The sequence below is a fragment of the Paucibacter aquatile genome, assembly GCF_002885975.1.
GTDB lineage: Bacteria > Pseudomonadota > Gammaproteobacteria > Burkholderiales > Burkholderiaceae_C > Paucibacter_A > Paucibacter_A aquatilis.
The window spans coordinates 686,060-703,564 of sequence record NZ_POSP01000001.1; the positions used below are offsets into that span (position 1 = coordinate 686,060).

Sequence of the window (17,505 nt, forward strand, 5' to 3'; positions counted from 1 at the left end):
AGGCGCGGGCGCGCCGCTGCCGCAGGGCTGGCGTCATGGAAGCGTCACAGGCCTGCCATGGCCGCGACATGGGCCCGGTCGAGACTGCCCGCCATGCCGCACGACCCCGCCACCTCCCGCGCAGACTGGGCCTTGGCCGCCCACCCTCCCGAGGCCGAGGAAGGCCCGGCGGAGCCGCCCAGCCGGCGCTACCGCACGGTCTGGATCTCGGACCTGCACCTGGGCACGCCGGGCTGCCAGGCGGTGGCGCTGCTGGAGTTCTTGCGCGAGGTGGAGTGCGAGCAGCTCTTCCTGGTGGGCGACATCATCGATGGCTGGCAGCTGCGCCGCAGCTGGTACTGGCCGCAGGCCCACAACGATGTGGTGCAAAAGCTGCTGCGCAAGGCGCGCAAGGGCTGCCGCGTGGTCTTCATTCCCGGCAACCACGATGAGTTTGCGCGCAAATACCTGGGCCACAACTTCGGCGGCATCGAAGTGGCCAAGGAATGGGTGCATGAGACGGCCGATGGCCGCAAGCTCTGGATCACCCACGGTGATCTGTTCGACGGCGTGATCCAGTGCGCCAAGTGGCTGGCCCATGTGGGCGACACCTTGTACGAGCTGACGCTCAAGCTCAACCGCCACCTCAACAGCCTGCGCGCCCGCCTGGGCCTGCCCTACTGGAGCTTGTCCAAGTACCTGAAGCTCAAGGTCAAGCGGGCGGTCAGTTTCATTTCCGATTTCGAGGTGGCGGTGGCGCGCGAGGCGCGCAAGCGCGGCGTGCACGGCGTGGTGTGCGGCCACATCCACCATGCCGAGTTGCGCGAGATCGACGGCATCCTCTACGCCAACGACGGCGACTGGGTCGAGAGCCTGACCGCCCTGGTCGAGCATGCCGACGGGCAGCTGGAAATCCTCGACTGGAGCGCCCACAGCACGGTGCTGGCCGGCCGCAGCGTGGCCCCGCCGCGCACGGAGCTGGCGCCGCAGGGGCGCTAGCCGAACATGCCTGCACGGCAGGGCTGCTGGCGTAGTCCGTTCGGCTCACGGAACTGTCATATTTCATCCATAGAATGAATCGATGACCGTTCCTCAAGTGCCAGTCCAGCTGCTCAATCGCGAGCAGGCCATTCTTGAATTCAACCGGCGCGTGCTGGCCCAGGCCCAGCGCGCCGACGTGCCCTTGTTGGAGCAGCTGCGCTACATCTGCATCGTCTCGTCCAACCTCGATGAGTTTTTCGAGGTGCGTTTCGCTGACATGCTGGACGCCGCGCGCGACCCCGAGAGCCTGGTCAATAACCGCGATGTCGAGCGGGTGGGGCGTGCCGCCCACGCCCTGATCGACGAGCAGTACTCGGTCTTCAACGACCTGGTCATGCCGGCCTTGCGTGCGCAGCGCATCGTCGTGCTCAACCATGCCGACCGCAACGAGGCGCAGCGCCAGTGGGTGGCCAAGTTCTTCGAGCGCGAGGTGCGGCCGCTGCTGGTGCCGGTGGGTCTGGACCCGGCCCACCCCTTCCCGCAGGTGGCCAACAAATCCCTGCACTTCATTGCCCGGCTCTCGGGCAAGGATGCCTTCGGCCGCGACAACCGCATCGCCATCGTCAAGGTGCCGCGCGTGCTGCCGCGGGTGATCAAGCTGCCGGCCTCCATCAGCGATGGCCAGCAGGCCTTTGTGCTGCTGACCAGCGTGATCCGCGCGCATCTGGAAGAGCTGTTTTCGGGCCGCAAGGTCGAAGCGTTTTCGCAGTTCCGCGTCACCCGCGACTCCGACCTCGAGGTCGATGAGGAAGAGGTGGCCAATCTGCGCCACGCCCTGCGCTCGGGTCTGACCACGCGCCACTTCGGCCGGGCCGTGCGCCTGGAGGTGGTGAACACCTGCCCGGCCGAGTTGTCGCAGTTCCTGCTGGAGCAGTTCGGCCTGCCGGCGGCGGCCCTGTACCGGGTCAACGGCCCCGTCAATCTGGTGCGTCTGAACGAGCTGATCGACCAGACCGAAGCGCCTGAGCTGCGCTTCGCCGACCATGAGCCGATCTGGCCCCAGGGCCGCCTGCCGCGCCAGAAATCGCTGTTCGACCGCCTGCGCAAGGGCGATGTGCTCTTGCACCACCCCTTCGAGAGCTTCGATCCGGTGGTGGAGTTCCTGCGCCAGGCCGTGGAGGACCCGGACGTGCTGGCCATCAAGCAGACCATCTACCGCACCGGCAGCAAGTCGGTGCTGATGGATCTGCTGATCGAGGCGGCGCGGCGGGGCAAGGAAGTGATGGCCGTGGTGGAGCTCAAGGCCCGCTTCGACGAAGAGGCCAATATCAACTGGGCCGAGCGGCTGGAGGCCGTGGGTGCGCAGGTGGTTTACGGCATCGTCGGCTACAAGACCCATGCCAAGCTGCTGCTGGTGACGCGCCGCGAGGGCGCCAGGTTCCGGCGTTATGCCCATCTGTCCACCGGCAACTACAACCCGCGCACGGCACGTTTTTACACCGATCTCGGTTATCTCACGGCCGACCCGGAGCTGACCTCGGACGCCGATGCGGTGTTCCGCCAGCTCGCCTCGCTGGGCAAGATCAAGCCGCCCAAGCGCTTGCTGCTGGCGCCCTTCAATATGCACAGCCGCATGTTGGAGTACCTGGCTCAGGTGGAGCAGGCGGCGCTGGCCGGCAAGCCCGCCCGGGTGGTGATCAAGATCAATGCGCTGACCGATCTGGAGTTGATCCAGACCTTGCTGCGCGTCTCGCAAGCCGGGGTCAAGGTGGACCTGATCGTGCGCGGCGCCTGCATGCTGCCGCCGGGTCTGCCCGGTGTCAGCGACAACATCGTCGTGCGCTCGGTGGTGGGGCGCTTCCTGGAACACACCCGCATCTGCTACTTCCGCTGGGGCCCTGGCGAGGAAGATGAGGCGCTCTACCTCTCCAGCGCCGACTGGATGAGCCGGAATATGTTCCGTCGCATCGAGGTGGCCTGGCCGGTGGTCGACGCCCGCCTGCGCCAGCGCGTCATCGACGAGGGCCTGCTGCCTTATCTGCATGACAGCCTGGACGCCTGGCAGCTCGGCCCCGATGGCCGCTCCAGCCGCATCTCCGACCAGGGCTGCAGCGCCCAGCAGGCGCTGATGAAGCGCTATCAGTCCGACAACTGAGCAGGTGGAGCGCGGGCCGTGGATCTGATTCTCTGGCGCCATGCCGAGGCCGAGTTGCTGCCCGAGGGCGGCACGGATGTGGCCCGTCGGCTCACGCCCAAGGGTGAACGCCAGGCTCAGCGCATGGCCGCCTGGCTGAACAGCCGCCTGGCCGAGAACTGCCGGGTGATCGCCAGCCCGGCGGTGCGCACGCATCGCACCGCCCTGGCCCTGGGGCGCGATCTGCAGCTGCTGCCGGCCTTGCTGCCCGATGCGCAGCCGCAGGCACTGCTGGGGGCGGCGGGCTGGTCAGTGACGGGCCCGGGCCCGGGCGCCGACGCAGCCCCGGTGCTGCTGGTCGGTCATCAACCAACCCTGGGCCGCGTGGCCGCGCTCTTGCTGAGCGCGCAGGATCAGGCCTGGGCGGTCAAGAAAGGGGCCATCTGGTGGCTACGAGCGCGGGAGCGCAACGGCCGCCCTGAGGTGACCCTGCACACGGTGCTGGCGCCCGATCAGCTCTGAGCCGATCAGGCGCGGGCGTTGCCCGGCGGTCTCAGGCCAGCAGCAATTCCAGCACCCCCGAGCGGGCCCAGGCCTGCGCTTCTTCCTGCAGCAGGTAGAGCGCACGCGGCTGGGTGTTGGGCAGGGCCTTGGGCAGGCTCAAGGTGATCTGGCGGCCGTCTCGGCGAAGGCTCAGGGCCTTGGGCTCGGTCACGCCGCGGGCATGGCAGGCGATCACCGCCAGGCGCAGGCTCAAGAGTTGCCAGAGCAGGCTTTCGTCGCTCATCTGCGCTTCCAGCTTGCGCAGGCCGCCCCGCTGGCCCAGGGCCAGATCGGCCAGGCGACGCAGCTGGTCCTGCGAGAAACCGGCCGCGTCCACATGGGAGAGCAGGTAAGCGCTGTGGCGGTGGTGGTCGTGGTGCGAGACCATCATGCCAATCTCATGCAAGGCGGCGGCCCAGGCCAGCTCGCGCTGCAGGGCTCGGCTGGCGCGCGGTGCCAGCTGCTTGTGCAGACGCAGGGCCAGGTCTTGCACGCGGGCAGCCTGGGGCAGGTCGACGCTGAAGCGCTTTTGCAGCGCGGCGACCGAGGCCTCGCGCATGTCCAGCACGGTGGCGCCCTCGCCGGCGCGTTCGGTTTCCAGGCGTTCGACCAGGTCGAAGATCACGCCCTGGCGCAGCGCGCCCTTGGCTGGCCGCAGCTCGGGGATGCCGAATTGGGTCAGCAAGGTGTAGAGGATGCACAGGCCGCCGCCGACCACGGCGCGGCGGTCTTCCTTGAGGCCGGGCAGGTCCAGGCGGTCCATGCTGCCGGCTTCCAGCGCGCGCTCGATGCACCAGCGCAGGGCTTCGGGCGTGATGCGGCCATCGGTCTGGCCGCTGGCCGCCAGGATTTGCGCCACCGCGCCCACGGTGCCCGAGGAGCCCAGGGCCTCCTGCCACATGGTGGGTTTGAACAGGGCGAAGGCTTCTTCCAACTCAGCGCCGGCCGCGACCTGGGCAGCGCGGAAGGCCTCGGGCGTGAACTGGCCGTCAGGGAAAAAGCGCAGCGACAGGCTGACGCTGCCCACCTGGAAGGATTCGGCCGTCAGCGGCTTGCGGCCCCGGCCCAGAATCATCTCGGTCGAGCGGCCGCCGATGTCGATCACCAGGCGCGGCAGGTTGGAGGGCTGCAGGCGTGCGACGCCGGCGAAGATCAGGCGTGCTTCTTCGCGGCCCGAGATCACCTCGATCGGGTAGCCCAGGGCTTCGCGGGCGCGGGCCAGGAAGGCATTGCGGTTGCGCGCTTCGCGCAGGGTCTGGGTGGCGACGGCGCGCACACGCGCGGCCGGGAAGCCCTCCAGGCGGCTGGCGAAACGGCGCAGGCAGTCCAGGCCGCGCTGCATGGCCGCCTCGGTCAGCATGCCTTCGCTGTCCAGGCCGGCACCAAGGCGCACGGTCTCTTTCAAGTACTCCAAGCGCTTGTACTGGCCGCGCGGCAGGTGGGCGATCTCCAGGCGGAAGCTGTTGGAGCCCATGTCGATGGCGGCAAGCGGGGCGGTGGCCGGCGGCGAGAACTCGGCGGCGCGGGGTGCGGCAGGAAAATTCATGGCGGCATTGTCGGCGCAAATCGAGGCAGCTCTGTGTCGGCGTGCCATCGGTGTGGCGCTGCGTGGCGCGGCGTGGGGATCATGGCGCTTGACAGGCTTGCTAAGATGAAAGCCAGAGCTCAGGTGGCGGCCGTCCAGGCCGGGCCACCGTAGCTGCAGGGAGGCTGTCTCAGCCTCCCCTTTGTTTTTATGACCGGTTGTGGGCGGGCGCTTGTCTCGCGCCGCGGCCGGTGTGGGCACCCGCCGGCACCCACCACCTGGAATGACATGACTCTGTTTTATATCGTGCTGGCCACTTTCAGCGGCGGCCTGCTCTCGGTGCTGATCGCGGCCAGTGTGACCGTCACCTTGCTGGGGAGGGTGGTGAAGCATCTGGTGGGTCTGTCCACCGGCGTGCTGCTGGGCACAGCCTTGCTCCATGTCTTGCCCGAGGCGTTTGAGAGCCAGGCCAGCCCGCATGCCTTGTTCATGACCCTGCTGGGCGGCCTGCTGTTCTTCTTCCTGCTGGAGAAGGCCGAGCTCTATCGCCACAACCACCACCACGAGGGCGATGGTCACCACCACCATCACCATTTCGATGTAGAGCAGGCGGGGCGCGGCGGCCTGAGCGTGCTGGTGGGCGACAGCATCCACAATTTCTGTGACGGCATCATCATCGCGGCGGCCTTTCTGGCCGACCCGCATCTGGGCCTGGTCACCTCGCTGGCCATCATTGCGCATGAGATCCCGCAAGAGGTGGGCGACTACATCGTGCTGCTCAACGCGGGCTTCTCGCGCGGCAAGGCGCTCTTGTTCAATGCCATCTCGGGCCTGTCGGCGGTGCTGGGCGGGGTGCTGGGCTATTTTGTGGTCGGCCCCTGGGAGAGCTTGTTCCCCTTCCTGCTGGTGGCGGCCAGCAGCAGCTTCATTTACGTGGCGGTGGCTGACTTGATCCCGCAACTGCAGCGCCGTTTGCCGCTGCGCGAGACCTGGCTGCAGCTCTTGTGGCTGAGCGCCGGTTTGGCGATTCCGCTGGTGGTGGTGGCGGTGTCAGGCCATCACTGAGGGTCATCACGGAGGTCGAGCGCGATCTCGCGCGCCCGTGAAAAAGGCCGGTGCTGCGCTTTGCAGCCCGGCCTTTGATTTTTTGTGCGAGGGTGAGCGTTCAGCGAACCACCAGCACCGGCACCGTGCAGTGGGTCAGCACCTTCTGGGTCTCGCTGCCCAGCAGCAGCGCTTGCACGCCGCGGCGGCCATGCGAGGCCATGACGACCAGATCGCAGTTGTTTTTGCCCGCGTGTTCGATGATGGCCTCCCAGGCGTGCAAGGCTTCAAGGGTGTGGCCCTCGTGGGGCACGCCGTCCGCCTCGGCCAGAGTCAGCACGGCCTTGACGCGGGCGCTGGCGATGCGCTCCTGCGCGTCGAAGAACTCCTGCGGCGGCGTCGGCTGCATTTCCGACACGGCGCTGTAGGGGAAGGGCTCCTTGACGCTCAGGGCGTAGATCTTGGCGCCATGCACCTTGGCGAGGGCGATGGCCGTGTGGATGGCCTTGGTGGAAATGTCAGAACCGTCAGTGGGCACCAGAATGCGCTTGAACATGGCAAACCTCCGTTGTTGTGGGGTTCAGTTTCAGGGCAGGACCGCCCGCCCATCTTGCGCTATGTCAAGTGAAATGCCCAGTCAGGTTTTCAGCCCTGGGCCACCGGCCGGCTTGGGTCCGAGGACCATTCGCTCCAGGAGCCGGGGTAAAGGCGCGAGCCGCTCAAGCCAGCATGCTCCATGGCCAGCAGGTTGTGGCAGGCGGTGACGCCCGAGCCGCACTGATGCACCACCTCCGCCGGGGCGAACGGCGCCAGCAGGCTGTGGAACTCCTGGCGCAGCTGCTCGGCCGGCTTGAAGCGGCCATCGTCCTGCAGATTGGTCTTGAACAGGCGGTTGCGGGCACCGGGGATGTGGCCGGCCTTGGCGTCCAGCGGCTCCACCTCGCCTCGGAAGCGCTCGGGCGCGCGCGCGTCGATCAGGCGCAGGCGGCCGAGCTGACACTGCAGCGCATCGGCATCCAGGTGGGGCACCAGGCTGTCGGGCAGGGGGAGGGGCGCGGTGCGGGTGTTTGCTTCCGTCAGCGCCGGGGCGGTGCTCAGCGCGCCACCGTCCGCGACCCAGGCGGCATGGCCGCCGTCCAGCACCGCCACCTCGGCATGGCCGATCCAGCGCAGCATCCACCACAGGCGGGCGGCATACATCCCGCCTTGGCCGTCGTAGGCCACGACCTGCAGGCCCGGGCGCAGGCCAAGTGCGGCCATGCGGGCGGCGAACTCGGCGCGGTCGGGCAGGGGGTGGCGGCCGCGAAAGCGGCCATCCGGCCCGGTCTTGGTGGCGCTCAGATCACGGTCCAGGTGCAGGTAATGCGCGCCGGGCAGGTGGCCCTGGGCATGGCTGCGTTCGCCGGCAGAGGTGTCGGCGAGGTCAAAGCTGGTGTCGATCAGCAGCAGGGCCTGGCCGGCGGCCTGGGCCTGCTGCAGTTCGGTGGCGGTGATCAGGGTCTGAAAGCGAGCGGGGTTCATGGCGTGCGCGATTCCTGGGCTGCGGTGGATTGCGGCGTTGATTGTCTACCGGCTTGGGCCCAGCTGGCGCCCACGCCGGCGGCCACGATCAAGCCCATGCCGATCAGCGCGCCAGCATCGACCCGCTCGCCAAAAAACAGCAGGGCGTAGCCCACGGAAAACACGATGCCCAGATACTGCAGCGCCGCGTTGACCAGGGCTTTGCCGCGGCCGTAGGCGCGCGTCATCAGCAGCTGGGCCGCGGTGGCCAGCAGGCCGACGGCCAGCAGCAGGCCGGCGCCTTTCAGGCTGTGCGCGTGCAGGCCCTGGCTCAGGCCGAGTTGCTGCATGCCGGATGTGATCAGCGCCCCGGCCAGCACGCCGCCCAGTGAAAAGTAAAACACCACGCGGTACTCCGGCTCGCCGGCCCGCCCCAGGCCGGCCACCTGCAGATAGGCCAGGGCCGAGAGCATGCCGGCGACCAGGCCGATCAGGCCCGCCGTGATCTGGTCTTGCGCCAGGGTCGGGCGCAGCACCAGGGCCACCCCAACAAAGCCCAGCAGCACCGCGGTCACCAGGCGCGGGCGGACCGGCGCCGTCTTGAGCAGCAGGGCGCCCAGAATCATGAACACCGCCATCCAGACCGAGGACATATAGCTCAGCGTCATGGCCGTGCTCAGCGGCAGCTGGCTGATCGAGTAGAACCACAGCGAGAGGGCCAGCACGCCCGCCAGGCTGCGGCCGAAGTGTTTGAGCGGCACGGAGGTGCGCAGGCTTTTGCCTTGCGCCAGCGCCATGCCGCCGACGAGCAGCACGCCGATCAGGCTGCGGTACATGACGATCTCGCTGGCGTCGTAGTAGGCCGAGGCCAGCTTGACGCAGACGCCCATGCTGGCGAACAAGAACGTGGCGGCGACGATCAGCAAGGAGGCGGACATGGCGGGCAGAGCAATCGAGGGCAGGGCTCAGAAAAGACAACGCCCCGGCAGGACGGCTGCGCAGGGCGTTGCGAGGGCTTGGGCAGAGGGTGGCTGGGCGCTCAGCGATCCAGTTTCATCTCACGCCGGTACCACTGGTGGAAATGGCGCATGCCGTCTTCCATCGGGCTCTGGTAGGGGCCGACTTCGTTGTCGCCACGCTCCATCAGGGCGCGCCGGCCCTGGTCCATGCGCAGGGCGATTTCGTCATCTTCCACGCAGGTTTCCATATAGGCGGCCTGGTGGGCCTCGACGAAGTCGCGCTCGAAGGCGGCGATTTCCTCGGGGTAGTAGAACTCGACGATGTTGGCGGTCTTTTGCGGCCCTTGCGGGAACAGGGTGGACACGACCAGCACATGCGGGTACCACTCGACCATGATGTGCGGGTAGTAGGTCAGCCAGATCGCGCCGGACTCGGGCGGGCGGCCTTCGCGGTACTTGAGCAGTTGTTCATGCCAGCGCTGGTAGACCGGCGAGCCAGGCTTGGCCAGATCCTTGTGAATGCCCACGGTCTGCACCGAATGGTGCTCACCGAACTCCCAGGCGAGATCGTCGCAGGTGACGAATTGACCCAGGCCCGGGTGGAAGGGGCCGACGTGGTAGTCCTCGAGGTAGACCTCGATGAAGGTCTTCCAGTTGTAGTCGCACTCGTGCACATGGACCTTGTCCAGCACATAGCCCGAGAAATCGAGTTGGGCAGCTGCCCCTAGATTCTTCAGCGAGGCGGCGACATCGTGACCGTTGTCTTCGAACAGCAGGCCGTTCCACTCGCGCAGCTTGTAGTTGTTCAGGTTCAGGCAGGGATCGTGGTCGAAATGCGGCGCGCCGATCAGCTCGCCCTGCAGGCTGTAGGTCCAGCGGTGCAGGGGGCAGACGATGTTGCTGCGGGTGTTGCCGCGGCCGCGCAGCATCACGGCTTGGCGGTGGCGGCAGACGTTGGAGATCAGCTCCAGGCCTTTGGGGGTGCGCACCAGGGCGCGGCCTTCTTTTTCCTGTGGCAGGGCGTAGTAGTCGCCCACCTCCGGCACGGCCAGGGCATGGCCGATGTAGCGCGGGCCGGCCTGGAAGATCAGCGCCTGCTCGCGCTGGAACAGGGCTTCATCGAAATAGGATGTCACGGGCAGCTGGGTGACGGTGCTGGCGTCTGCCGAGTTGGCAGGGCTGGCGCCGGAGCTGTGCGGTGTTTCAATCACTGAGAGGGCGATGCTCAGGTCGGACATGATCCAAGTGGGTCTCCTAGGAACCGGGGTGTCGGCCCATGCCGACACCGGCCGCGCCAGATGCGCGCAGGCCTGCTGTGGGAAAGAAAAGGATGAAAAAGCATGCAGCCCAGGAGAAGCAAGCCGGGGCGCTGCCGATCGGCGCCCCCTGCGGGTTTCTACTCTGGGGCTTGCCGTGCTGCGAGCAGGCAAGGAGGCGGGATTGTACCCAGGCCAGCCTTCAAGCGCCCCGGCCTGTCAAGTTACCCGCCGTTTCAGTCGTGGCGGCCGGCTGACATTGCCGCTGCGGGCGGGCGTGGCGCACTGACTACAATCGCGGTTTGCTTGTCTCGAACAATGACCCGATCCAGCAGCGCGTCCAAAGCCGCATCCAAAGCCGCCGCTTCCCAGGCGGAGGAGGATTTGGCACACCTCAGCTACGAGCAGGCGCTCGCTGAGCTGGAGCGTTTGCTGGCCGATATGGAGGGTGGCCAGTTGCCGCTCGATCAGTTGCTGGAGAGTTACAAGCGGGGTGCCGGCCTGTTGGGGCTGTGCCGATCGCGACTGCAGGCCGTAGAACAACAAGTCAAGGTGCTGGAGGGCGAGGGATTGAAACAATGGGGAGAGTCCTGAGCGTGGATGCTGGTGTGTTTGAACAATGGATGCAGCGCTCGCTCGCTGCTTGTGAATCAGCGCTGGACGCCTTTGTCCCCGAGGATGCCCCGGCCGGTCTGGGCGAAGCCATGCGCTATGCGGTGCTCGATGGCGGCAAGCGCTTGCGACCCTTGCTGGTGCTGGCTACCTGCGAAGCCGTCGCTGGTCATGCGGGCGCGGCCATGCGCGCGGCCTGTGCGGTGGAGTTGATTCATGCCTACTCTCTGGTGCATGACGACATGCCCTGCATGGACGACGACGTACTGCGCCGTGGCAAGCCCACCGTGCACGTCAAGTTCGGCGAGGCCCAGGCCATGCTGGCGGGCGACGCCATGCAGGCTCTGGCCTTCGAGGTGCTGACGCCGGACGAGGCGGACTCCGACATGGCGCCGGCCTTGCAAGCCCGCTTGTGCAGCCTGCTGGCCCGCTCGGCCGGCCATGCCGGCATGGCCGGCGGCCAGGCCATCGACCTGGCCAGCGTGGGCAAGCAGCTCGATGAATGCACGCTGCGTGATATGCACCGCCGCAAGACCGGCGTCTTGCTGCAAGCCAGCGTGATGATGGGCGCAGCCTGCGGCGACATCAGTCTGGCCGCGCGCCAGGCCTTGTCGGATTACGGCGCGGCCCTGGGCCTGGCCTTCCAGGTGGTCGATGACATCCTCGATGTGACCCAGGACTCCACCGTGCTGGGCAAGACTGCCGGCAAGGACCAGGACGCCAACAAGCCGACCTATGTGTCGGTGCTGGGCCTGGAGCCTGCCCGCGCCCTGGCTCGCCAGCTGCGCGACGACGCCCACCGGGCCCTGGCGGCCACTGGCCTGCGCAACACCGCCTGGCTGGGTCTGCTGGCCGATATGGTCGTGGAACGAGACAACTGAGCAAACGCGGCACCATCATCCATGAGTGACTCTCTGCTGCACACCATCAACAGCCCGGCCGATCTGCGCTGCCTGCCTCGCACCGAGCTGCCCAAGCTGGCCGGTGAATTGCGCGCCTATGTGCTGGACACCTTGTCCAACTCGCGCATCGGCGGCCATTTGGGCTCCAATCTGGGCACGGTCGAGCTGACCGTGGCCCTGCACTATGTGTTCAACACCCCGCACGACCGTTTGGTCTGGGACGTGGGTCACCAGACCTATCCGCACAAGGTGCTGACCGGCCGTCGCGACGCGCTCGCCACCATCCGCCATTTCGGCGGCATCAGTGGATTTCCGCGTCGCGACGAGAGTGAATACGACACCTTCGGAACGGGCCACTCGAGCACCTCCATCTCGGCCGCCCACGGCATGGCCATGGCTGCCAAACTCAAGGGTGAGGACCGCAAGGCCGTGGCCATCATCGGCGACGGGGCGATGACCGCCGGCATGGCCTTCGAGGCCCTGAACAACGCCGGTGTCGCCCACGGCGGCGTGATGGGCGATGTGCTGGTGATCCTGAACGACAACGACATGTCGATCAGCCCCCCGGTCGGCGCGCTGAACAAATACCTGGCCCGTCTGATGAGCGGCAGCTTCTACGCCTCGGCGCGCGAAGGCGCTAAGTCGGTGTTGAAGAACACGCCGCTGTACGAGTTCGCCAAGCGCTTCGAAGAGCACACCAAGGGCATGGTTGTGCCCGGCACCATCTTCGAAGAGTTCGGCTTCAACTACGTCGGCCCCATCGATGGCCATGACCTCGATGCCCTGATCCCGACCCTGGAGAACCTGCGCGGCAAGAAAGGCCCGCAGTTCCTCCATGTGGTCACCAAGAAGGGCCAGGGCTACAAGCTGGCCGAGGCCGATCCGGTCAAGTACCACGCGGCACCGGGCAAGTTCGACCCATCGGTCGGTTTCGTCAAATCGGCGGCGCCGGCCAAGGTCAGCTTCACCCAGGTCTTCGGCGACTGGCTCTGCGATATGGCCGAGGCCGACAGCCGCCTGATCGGCATCACGCCGGCCATGCGCGAAGGCTCGGGCATGGTGGAGTTCCACAAGCGCTTCCCGACTCGCTACCACGATGTCGGCATCGCTGAGCAGCATGCGGTGACGGTGGCCGGCGGCATGGCTTGCGAGGGCATGAAGCCGGTGGTGGCGATCTATTCCACCTTCCTGCAGCGTGCGTATGACCAATTGATCCACGACGTGGCCCTGCAGAACCTGCCGGTGCTGTTTGCCCTGGATCGTGCCGGTCTGGTCGGTGCCGACGGTGCCACCCACGCCGGCAACTACGACATCGCCTTCACCCGCTGCATCCCGAATATGGCGGTGCTGACCCCGGCGGATGAAAACGAATGCCGCCAGGCGCTCTTCACCGGCTACCAGCACAGCGGCCCGGTGACGGTGCGCTATCCGCGTGGCGCTGGCGTGGGCGTGGAAGTCCAGAAGACCATGAGCCTCCTGCCCTGGGGCAAGGGCGAGCTGCGCCGGCAATCGAGCAAGCCGCAGCTCGCGGGCGCGGCAGGTGCGCCGCGCATCGCCATCCTGGCCTTCGGTACCTTGCTGTACCCGGCCTTGGAAGCGGCCGAGCAACTCGACGCGACCGTGGCCAATATGCGTTTTGTGAAGCCGCTCGATGTCGAGCTGGTCACCGAGTTGGCGCGCACGCACGATGCCCTCGTCACCGTGGAAGACGGCTGTTTGATGGGTGGCGCGGGCTCGGCCGTGATGGAGGTCTTGCAAGCGGCCGGGCTCAATCCGCCGGTGCTGGTGCTGGGCCTACCCGATGAATTCATCGAGCACGGCGAGGTGCCCAAGCTGATGGCGGCTTGCGGCCTGGACGCCAGCGGCATCGAACAAGCCATCCTCAAGCGCTTCGGCGCCCGACCCAGCCTGCTGCGCCCCGCCGCCAATCAGTGAAGCATGGCCGCCAAGACCTTGCCGCGGCAAGGTTGGCGGCTTGCTGGCAAGCTGAGGGCTTCAGGGTTATCCCGTAATTTCTGCGGCCACATCGACGGGCCGCGCACCCGATTGCATGAACCAAGTCACCAGCGCCCTCCACATTCCCGACACCCAGAGCGAGCGCGATGAGCGCCACCTCGTCATCCAGCGCGTCGGCGTCAAGGATGTGCGCTACCCGCTGCAGATCCAGGTCGGCACGCAGGCGCAGCCCACGGTGGGCACCTGGACGCTGGACGTCAGCCTGCCGGCAGAGAAGAAGGGCACGCACATGTCCCGCTTCGTTGCCTGGCTCGATGCCTTGCAGGCGCCGCTGGATGCCGCCTCGCTGCGCGAGCTGCATGGCCAGATGCTGGCCAAGCTGGAGGCGTTCGAGGGCCGCATCGAAGTGGCGTTCAGCTTCTTCATCCGCAAGCGCGCGCCGGTCTCCGGCATCGAGAGCCTGCTGGACTACCAGGGCCGCCTGATCTCAGAAACCCGCGCCGGCCAGACCACGGTCTGGGCCGAGGTGGCCGTCCCGGTCAAGAGCCTGTGCCCCTGTTCCAAAGAAATCTCCGACTATGGCGCTCACAACCAGCGCTCGCTGGTGACGGTGCGTGCCGAAATCGGCGCCCAGCCGGTCAGCTGGCAAGAGCTGGTGCGTTTCGCCGAAGAAAGCGCCTCCAGCGAAATCTGGCCTCTGCTCAAGCGCAGCGACGAAAAGTGGATCACCGAGCATGCTTACGAGAACCCCAAGTTCGTCGAGGATCTGGTGCGCGATGTGGCCCTGCGCCTGAACGCCGATCCGCGCATCGGCCGCTACACGGTGGACGTTGAGAACTTCGAGTCCATCCACAACCATTCGGCTTACGCGCGCATCGAGCGGCTCTGAGTCAGCGAAGGGCGAGTTCTAGAGCCTGGCTCATGCGGCTCGCTTGATGCTGTAGGGCTTGCAGAAAGCTTTGCGCCAGCGGCTGCGCCGGCCGGTACATCGGCAGCAGGGCCGAGACCTGGAAGGGCACGGACAGGCTGAAGCGTCGCAGCTGCAGCCCAGAGCCGGCCAGGGCCAGCGCCGTCAAGGGATTGACGATGGCCAGGCCCAGGCCTTGCTGGACCATCGCGCACACGGCCACGGCGCTGTGGGTTTCCACGCGCAGGCGGCGTTGCACGCCGGCCTCGGCGAACAAGGCATCCAGCTGCAGGCGGTAAGGGTCCTCGGCCGAAAGGCTGATGAAGTCCTGGCCTTCGAAGTCGGCCGGCTGCAAGACCCGTCGCTCCAACAGCGGGTGGCCCGCCGGCAGCACACACACCTCATCCAGGGTCAGCACCGGCACCCGCTGCGTGCCCTCGGCGCTGTGCGCCTGCTGCTCGCTCAGGCCCAGGTCGAAGCGCTGCGCCCCCATCCATTCCTCGAGCAAGGGCGATTCCTGGGGTGTGATGGACAGCTGCGCCGCCGGGTGGGCGGCCAGAAAGTCGGCGCAGGCGGCGGGCAGCAGGGCATGGCTGAGGGCGGGCAGGCAGAGCACGGCCAACTGCACCTGTTCGTCGCGACCCAGCTGCGCGGCGCGGCTGCGGATTCGGTCCAGGCCCTGGTAGCTGCGCTGCACCTCGTCGAACAAGGCCAGGCCCCGCGCGGTGGCGCGCAGGCGGCCGCGCTGGCGCTCGAACAGGGCATAGCCCAGCAGTTGCTCCAGCCGTGCCAGCTCACGGCTCAGTGTCGGCTGCGAGCTGCGCAGCAACTGGGCCGCTTCGGTGACGCTGCCGGCCGTCATGACGGCGCGGAAGACTTCGATATGGCGCAGGCTGATGTCCGGGTTCACGAAATAGGCATATCCAAAATGAATGAGTCGTTTATAAATCAATATTTGAATGAATGGCGCAGGGCAGGCATGCTTCTGCCATTCCCTGAACCCTGCCCGAGAGAGCCCGCCCATGCCTGCTGCCACCCTGACCCCCAACCGCCTGCAAGCCCTGGCTCAGACCTTCGGCACGCCTTTGTGGGTCTACGACGCTGGCACCATCCGTGAGCGCATCGCCGCGTTGCGGGCCTTCGATGCCATCCGCTTTGCGCAAAAAGCCTGTTCCAACACCCACATCCTGCGGCTGATGCGGGAGCAGGGCGTCAAGGTCGATGCCGTCTCGCGCGGCGAGGTGCTGCGTGCCTTGGCGGCCGGCTACCGCGCCGATGGCTCGGTGCATTCGGACATCGTCTTCACGGCAGACCTGCTGGACCGCGAGACCCTGGCCACCGTGATCGAGCACCAGGTGCCAGTCAATGCCGGCTCCATCGACATGCTGCACCAGCTGGGCGCTGCCTCACCCGGCCACGGCGTCTGGCTGCGCATCAACCCCGGCTTTGGCCACGGCCACAGCAACAAGACCAACACCGGCGGTGAGCACAGCAAGCACGGCATCTGGCATGCCGACTTGCCGGCCGCCCTGGCCGCGGTGCAGGCGCACGGCCTGCGCCTGATCGGCCTGCACATGCACATCGGTTCGGGTGTGGACTACCGCCATCTGTCCGAGGTCTGCGGCGCCATGGTGGAACTGGTGCGCCAGGTGCAGGCGGCCGGCATGGACTTGCAGGCGATCTCGGCCGGCGGCGGCTTGTCGATTCCCTACCGCGATGGCGAGCCCGTCATCGACACCGAACATTACTTCGGCCTCTGGGATCAGGCGCGCCAGCAGGCGCAAACCCTGCTGGGCCACGCCTTGCAGCTGGAGATCGAGCCGGGCCGCTACCTGGTGGCCGAGAGCGGTGTGCTGCTGGCCGAGGTGCGCGCCAGCAAGGATGTGGGCCGCAATCACTTTGTGCTGGTGGATGCCGGCTTCAATGAGCTGATGCGCCCGGCCATGTACGGTGCTTTTCATGCCATGAGCTTGCTGCCGGCCGATGGCCAAGCGGACCGCGCCGAGCGGCCCACGGTGGTGGCCGGCCCGCTGTGCGAATCGGGCGATGTGTTCACGCAAGTGGACGGTGGCGTGGTCGAGCCTCGCCTGCTGCCGGCCGCCCAGGTCGGTGATCTGCTTGTGATTCACGACACCGGGGCCTACGGTGCCTCCATGTCCAGCAACTACAACAGCCGTCCGCTCGCGGCCGAGGTGCTGGTGGTTGGCGATCAGCAGCACCTGATCCGCCGCCGGCAGACGGTGGAGGAACTGCTCGCCTTGGAGCAGGGGATCTGACCTGATGGTGTGACAAGGGTGTGGCGACCGAGCCTGGTTCTTGATAGTCCAGCTCAATAGGCGCAAGCAATGACAGTGATTTGATTAATCAAACCTGCAAGCCGGGGCTTGCTTTTATGATTCATCCATCGCAGGTTTTCAAGCTTGTGCCACCCTCTCTACCAACCCAAAGGAAATGTCATGTCCTTGATCAACACCCAAGTCCAGCCTTTCAAGACCGAAGCCTTCCACAACGGCAAGTTCGTCACCGTCAGCGACGAGAGCCTGAAGGGCAAGTGGTCCGTGCTGATCTTCATGCCGGCGGCTTTCACCTTCAACTGCCCGACCGAAGTCGAAGACGCGGCCGACAGCTACGCTGAGTTCCAAAAGGCCGGTGCCGAGGTCTACATCGTCACCACCGACACCCACTTCTCGCACAAGGTCTGGCACGAAACCTCGCCGGCCGTGGGCAAGGCCAAGTTCCCCCTGGTCGGCGACCCGACCCACAAGCTGACCCGCGCTTTCGGCGTGCACATCGAAGAAGAAGGCCTGTCGCTGCGCGGCACCTTCGTGATCAACCCGGACGGCATCATCAAGACCGCCGAAGTGCACTCCAACGAAATCGCCCGCGACGTGTCGGAAACCCTGCGCAAGCTGAAGGCCGCCCAGTACACCGCCGCCAACCCCGGCCAAGTGTGCCCGGCCAAGTGGAAGGAAGGCGCCAAGACCATCGCTCCTTCGCTGGACCTGGTCGGCAAGATCTAAGTCTGCGTCAGACTGGATCGAATGACGATTGAATTCGCAGGCCCGGGAGGGCTTGCGATTCCCCTTCAGCGAGATCTGTTGTTCAAGCTCCGCTGAAAGCGCCCAGGCCTCTCCGGCTGAACCTCAGGGCGTTTTCAGAGTGGCTTTGCAGCGCCACGCCTGTACACCCCGAAAACGGAGAAGCACC

Annotated in this window: 16 protein-coding genes; 10 read left to right on the plus strand and 6 right to left on the minus strand. The window is 66.6% G+C overall.

The annotated features are described in order from the left end of the window. The first annotated feature begins 93 nt into the window (after nucleotides 1-93). The 3 genes from C1O66_RS02975 (at nucleotide 94) to C1O66_RS02985 (ending at nucleotide 3,616) form a co-directional block, all read left to right on the plus strand. Nucleotides 94-978: a UDP-2,3-diacylglucosamine diphosphatase gene (locus tag C1O66_RS02975; protein WP_102766490.1), complete on the plus strand. Its 885-nt coding sequence runs from the start codon at nucleotides 94-96 to the stop codon at nucleotides 976-978. An 82-nt stretch (nucleotides 979-1,060) separates the two neighbouring features. Continuing rightward, nucleotides 1,061-3,115 (plus strand): polyphosphate kinase 1, encoded by a 2,055-nt coding sequence (gene ppk1, locus C1O66_RS02980; RefSeq protein WP_102766491.1) that lies wholly within the window; start codon nucleotides 1,061-1,063, stop codon nucleotides 3,113-3,115. Nucleotides 3,116-3,133: 18 nt separating this feature from the next. Next, nucleotides 3,134-3,616 (plus strand): SixA phosphatase family protein, encoded by a 483-nt coding sequence (locus tag C1O66_RS02985; RefSeq protein ID WP_102766492.1) that lies wholly within the window; start codon nucleotides 3,134-3,136, stop codon nucleotides 3,614-3,616. Nucleotides 3,617-3,647: 31 nt separating this feature from the next. On the opposite strand, the gene ppx is transcribed toward C1O66_RS02985, so the two are convergent. Beyond that, nucleotides 3,648-5,183: an exopolyphosphatase gene (ppx, locus tag C1O66_RS02990; protein WP_102766493.1), complete on the minus strand. Its 1,536-nt coding sequence runs from the start codon at nucleotides 5,181-5,183 to the stop codon at nucleotides 3,648-3,650. 267 nt (nucleotides 5,184-5,450) lie between these two features. On the opposite strand from ppx, the gene C1O66_RS02995 reads away from it, so the two are divergent. Then, nucleotides 5,451-6,227 carry a ZIP family metal transporter gene (locus C1O66_RS02995; RefSeq protein ID WP_102766494.1) on the plus strand — a complete coding sequence of 259 codons (777 nt, stop codon included), beginning with the start codon at nucleotides 5,451-5,453 and terminating at the stop codon, nucleotides 6,225-6,227. 100 nt (nucleotides 6,228-6,327) lie between these two features. Here the strand turns inward: C1O66_RS02995 and C1O66_RS03000 are convergent, their stop codons facing one another. The 4 genes from C1O66_RS03000 to C1O66_RS03015 all read right to left on the minus strand — a co-directional run bounded on the left by C1O66_RS03000 (nucleotide 6,328) and on the right by C1O66_RS03015 (nucleotide 9,903). Beyond that, on the minus strand, nucleotides 6,328-6,762 hold the full coding sequence (locus C1O66_RS03000; protein WP_102766495.1) for a universal stress protein: 435 nt from the start codon (nucleotides 6,760-6,762) through the stop codon (nucleotides 6,328-6,330). An 89-nt stretch (nucleotides 6,763-6,851) separates the two neighbouring features. Next, nucleotides 6,852-7,727, minus strand: a complete 876-nt coding sequence (locus tag C1O66_RS03005; protein WP_102766496.1) for a sulfurtransferase — start codon at nucleotides 7,725-7,727, stop codon at nucleotides 6,852-6,854. Next, nucleotides 7,724-8,644 carry a DMT family transporter gene (locus tag C1O66_RS03010; protein ID WP_102766497.1) on the minus strand — a complete coding sequence of 307 codons (921 nt, stop codon included), beginning with the start codon at nucleotides 8,642-8,644 and terminating at the stop codon, nucleotides 7,724-7,726. Before C1O66_RS03010 ends, C1O66_RS03005 begins: the two co-directional genes overlap by 4 nt. A 101-nt stretch (nucleotides 8,645-8,745) precedes the next feature. Continuing rightward, nucleotides 8,746-9,903 carry an aromatic ring-hydroxylating oxygenase subunit alpha gene (locus C1O66_RS03015; RefSeq protein WP_102766498.1) on the minus strand — a complete coding sequence of 386 codons (1,158 nt, stop codon included), beginning with the start codon at nucleotides 9,901-9,903 and terminating at the stop codon, nucleotides 8,746-8,748. Nucleotides 9,904-10,239: 336 nt separating this feature from the next. Between C1O66_RS03015 and xseB the strand changes: the two genes are divergently transcribed. From xseB to folE2, 4 genes are all read left to right on the plus strand, one after another. Then, nucleotides 10,240-10,515, plus strand: coding sequence for an exodeoxyribonuclease VII small subunit (gene xseB, locus C1O66_RS03020; RefSeq protein WP_102766499.1), 276 nt, complete (start codon nucleotides 10,240-10,242; stop codon nucleotides 10,513-10,515). Then, nucleotides 10,500-11,414 carry a polyprenyl synthetase family protein gene (locus C1O66_RS03025; protein WP_102766500.1) on the plus strand — a complete coding sequence of 305 codons (915 nt, stop codon included), beginning with the start codon at nucleotides 10,500-10,502 and terminating at the stop codon, nucleotides 11,412-11,414. Before xseB ends, C1O66_RS03025 begins: the two co-directional genes overlap by 16 nt. Before the next feature lie 21 nt (nucleotides 11,415-11,435). Then, nucleotides 11,436-13,370, plus strand: coding sequence for a 1-deoxy-D-xylulose-5-phosphate synthase (dxs, locus tag C1O66_RS03030; RefSeq protein WP_102766501.1), 1,935 nt, complete (start codon nucleotides 11,436-11,438; stop codon nucleotides 13,368-13,370). Nucleotides 13,371-13,485: 115 nt separating this feature from the next. After that, entirely contained in the window at nucleotides 13,486-14,280 is a 795-nt protein-coding gene (gene folE2 / locus C1O66_RS03035; RefSeq protein WP_102766502.1) for a GTP cyclohydrolase FolE2, read from the plus strand. A gap of 1 nt (nucleotide 14,281) precedes the next feature. Here the strand turns inward: folE2 and C1O66_RS03040 are convergent, their stop codons facing one another. Further along, nucleotides 14,282-15,160: a LysR family transcriptional regulator gene (locus C1O66_RS03040; protein WP_243392695.1), complete on the minus strand. Its 879-nt coding sequence runs from the start codon at nucleotides 15,158-15,160 to the stop codon at nucleotides 14,282-14,284. Between the two features lie 160 nt (nucleotides 15,161-15,320). On the opposite strand from C1O66_RS03040, the gene lysA reads away from it, so the two are divergent. Both lysA and ahpC read left to right on the plus strand, forming a co-directional pair. After that, nucleotides 15,321-16,574, plus strand: a complete 1,254-nt coding sequence (gene lysA, locus C1O66_RS03045) for a diaminopimelate decarboxylase (protein ID WP_102766504.1) — start codon at nucleotides 15,321-15,323, stop codon at nucleotides 16,572-16,574. A 180-nt stretch (nucleotides 16,575-16,754) separates the two neighbouring features. Then, on the plus strand, nucleotides 16,755-17,318 hold the full coding sequence (gene ahpC / locus C1O66_RS03050; protein WP_102766505.1) for an alkyl hydroperoxide reductase subunit C: 564 nt from the start codon (nucleotides 16,755-16,757) through the stop codon (nucleotides 17,316-17,318). Nucleotides 17,319-17,505: the final 187 nt, after the last annotated feature.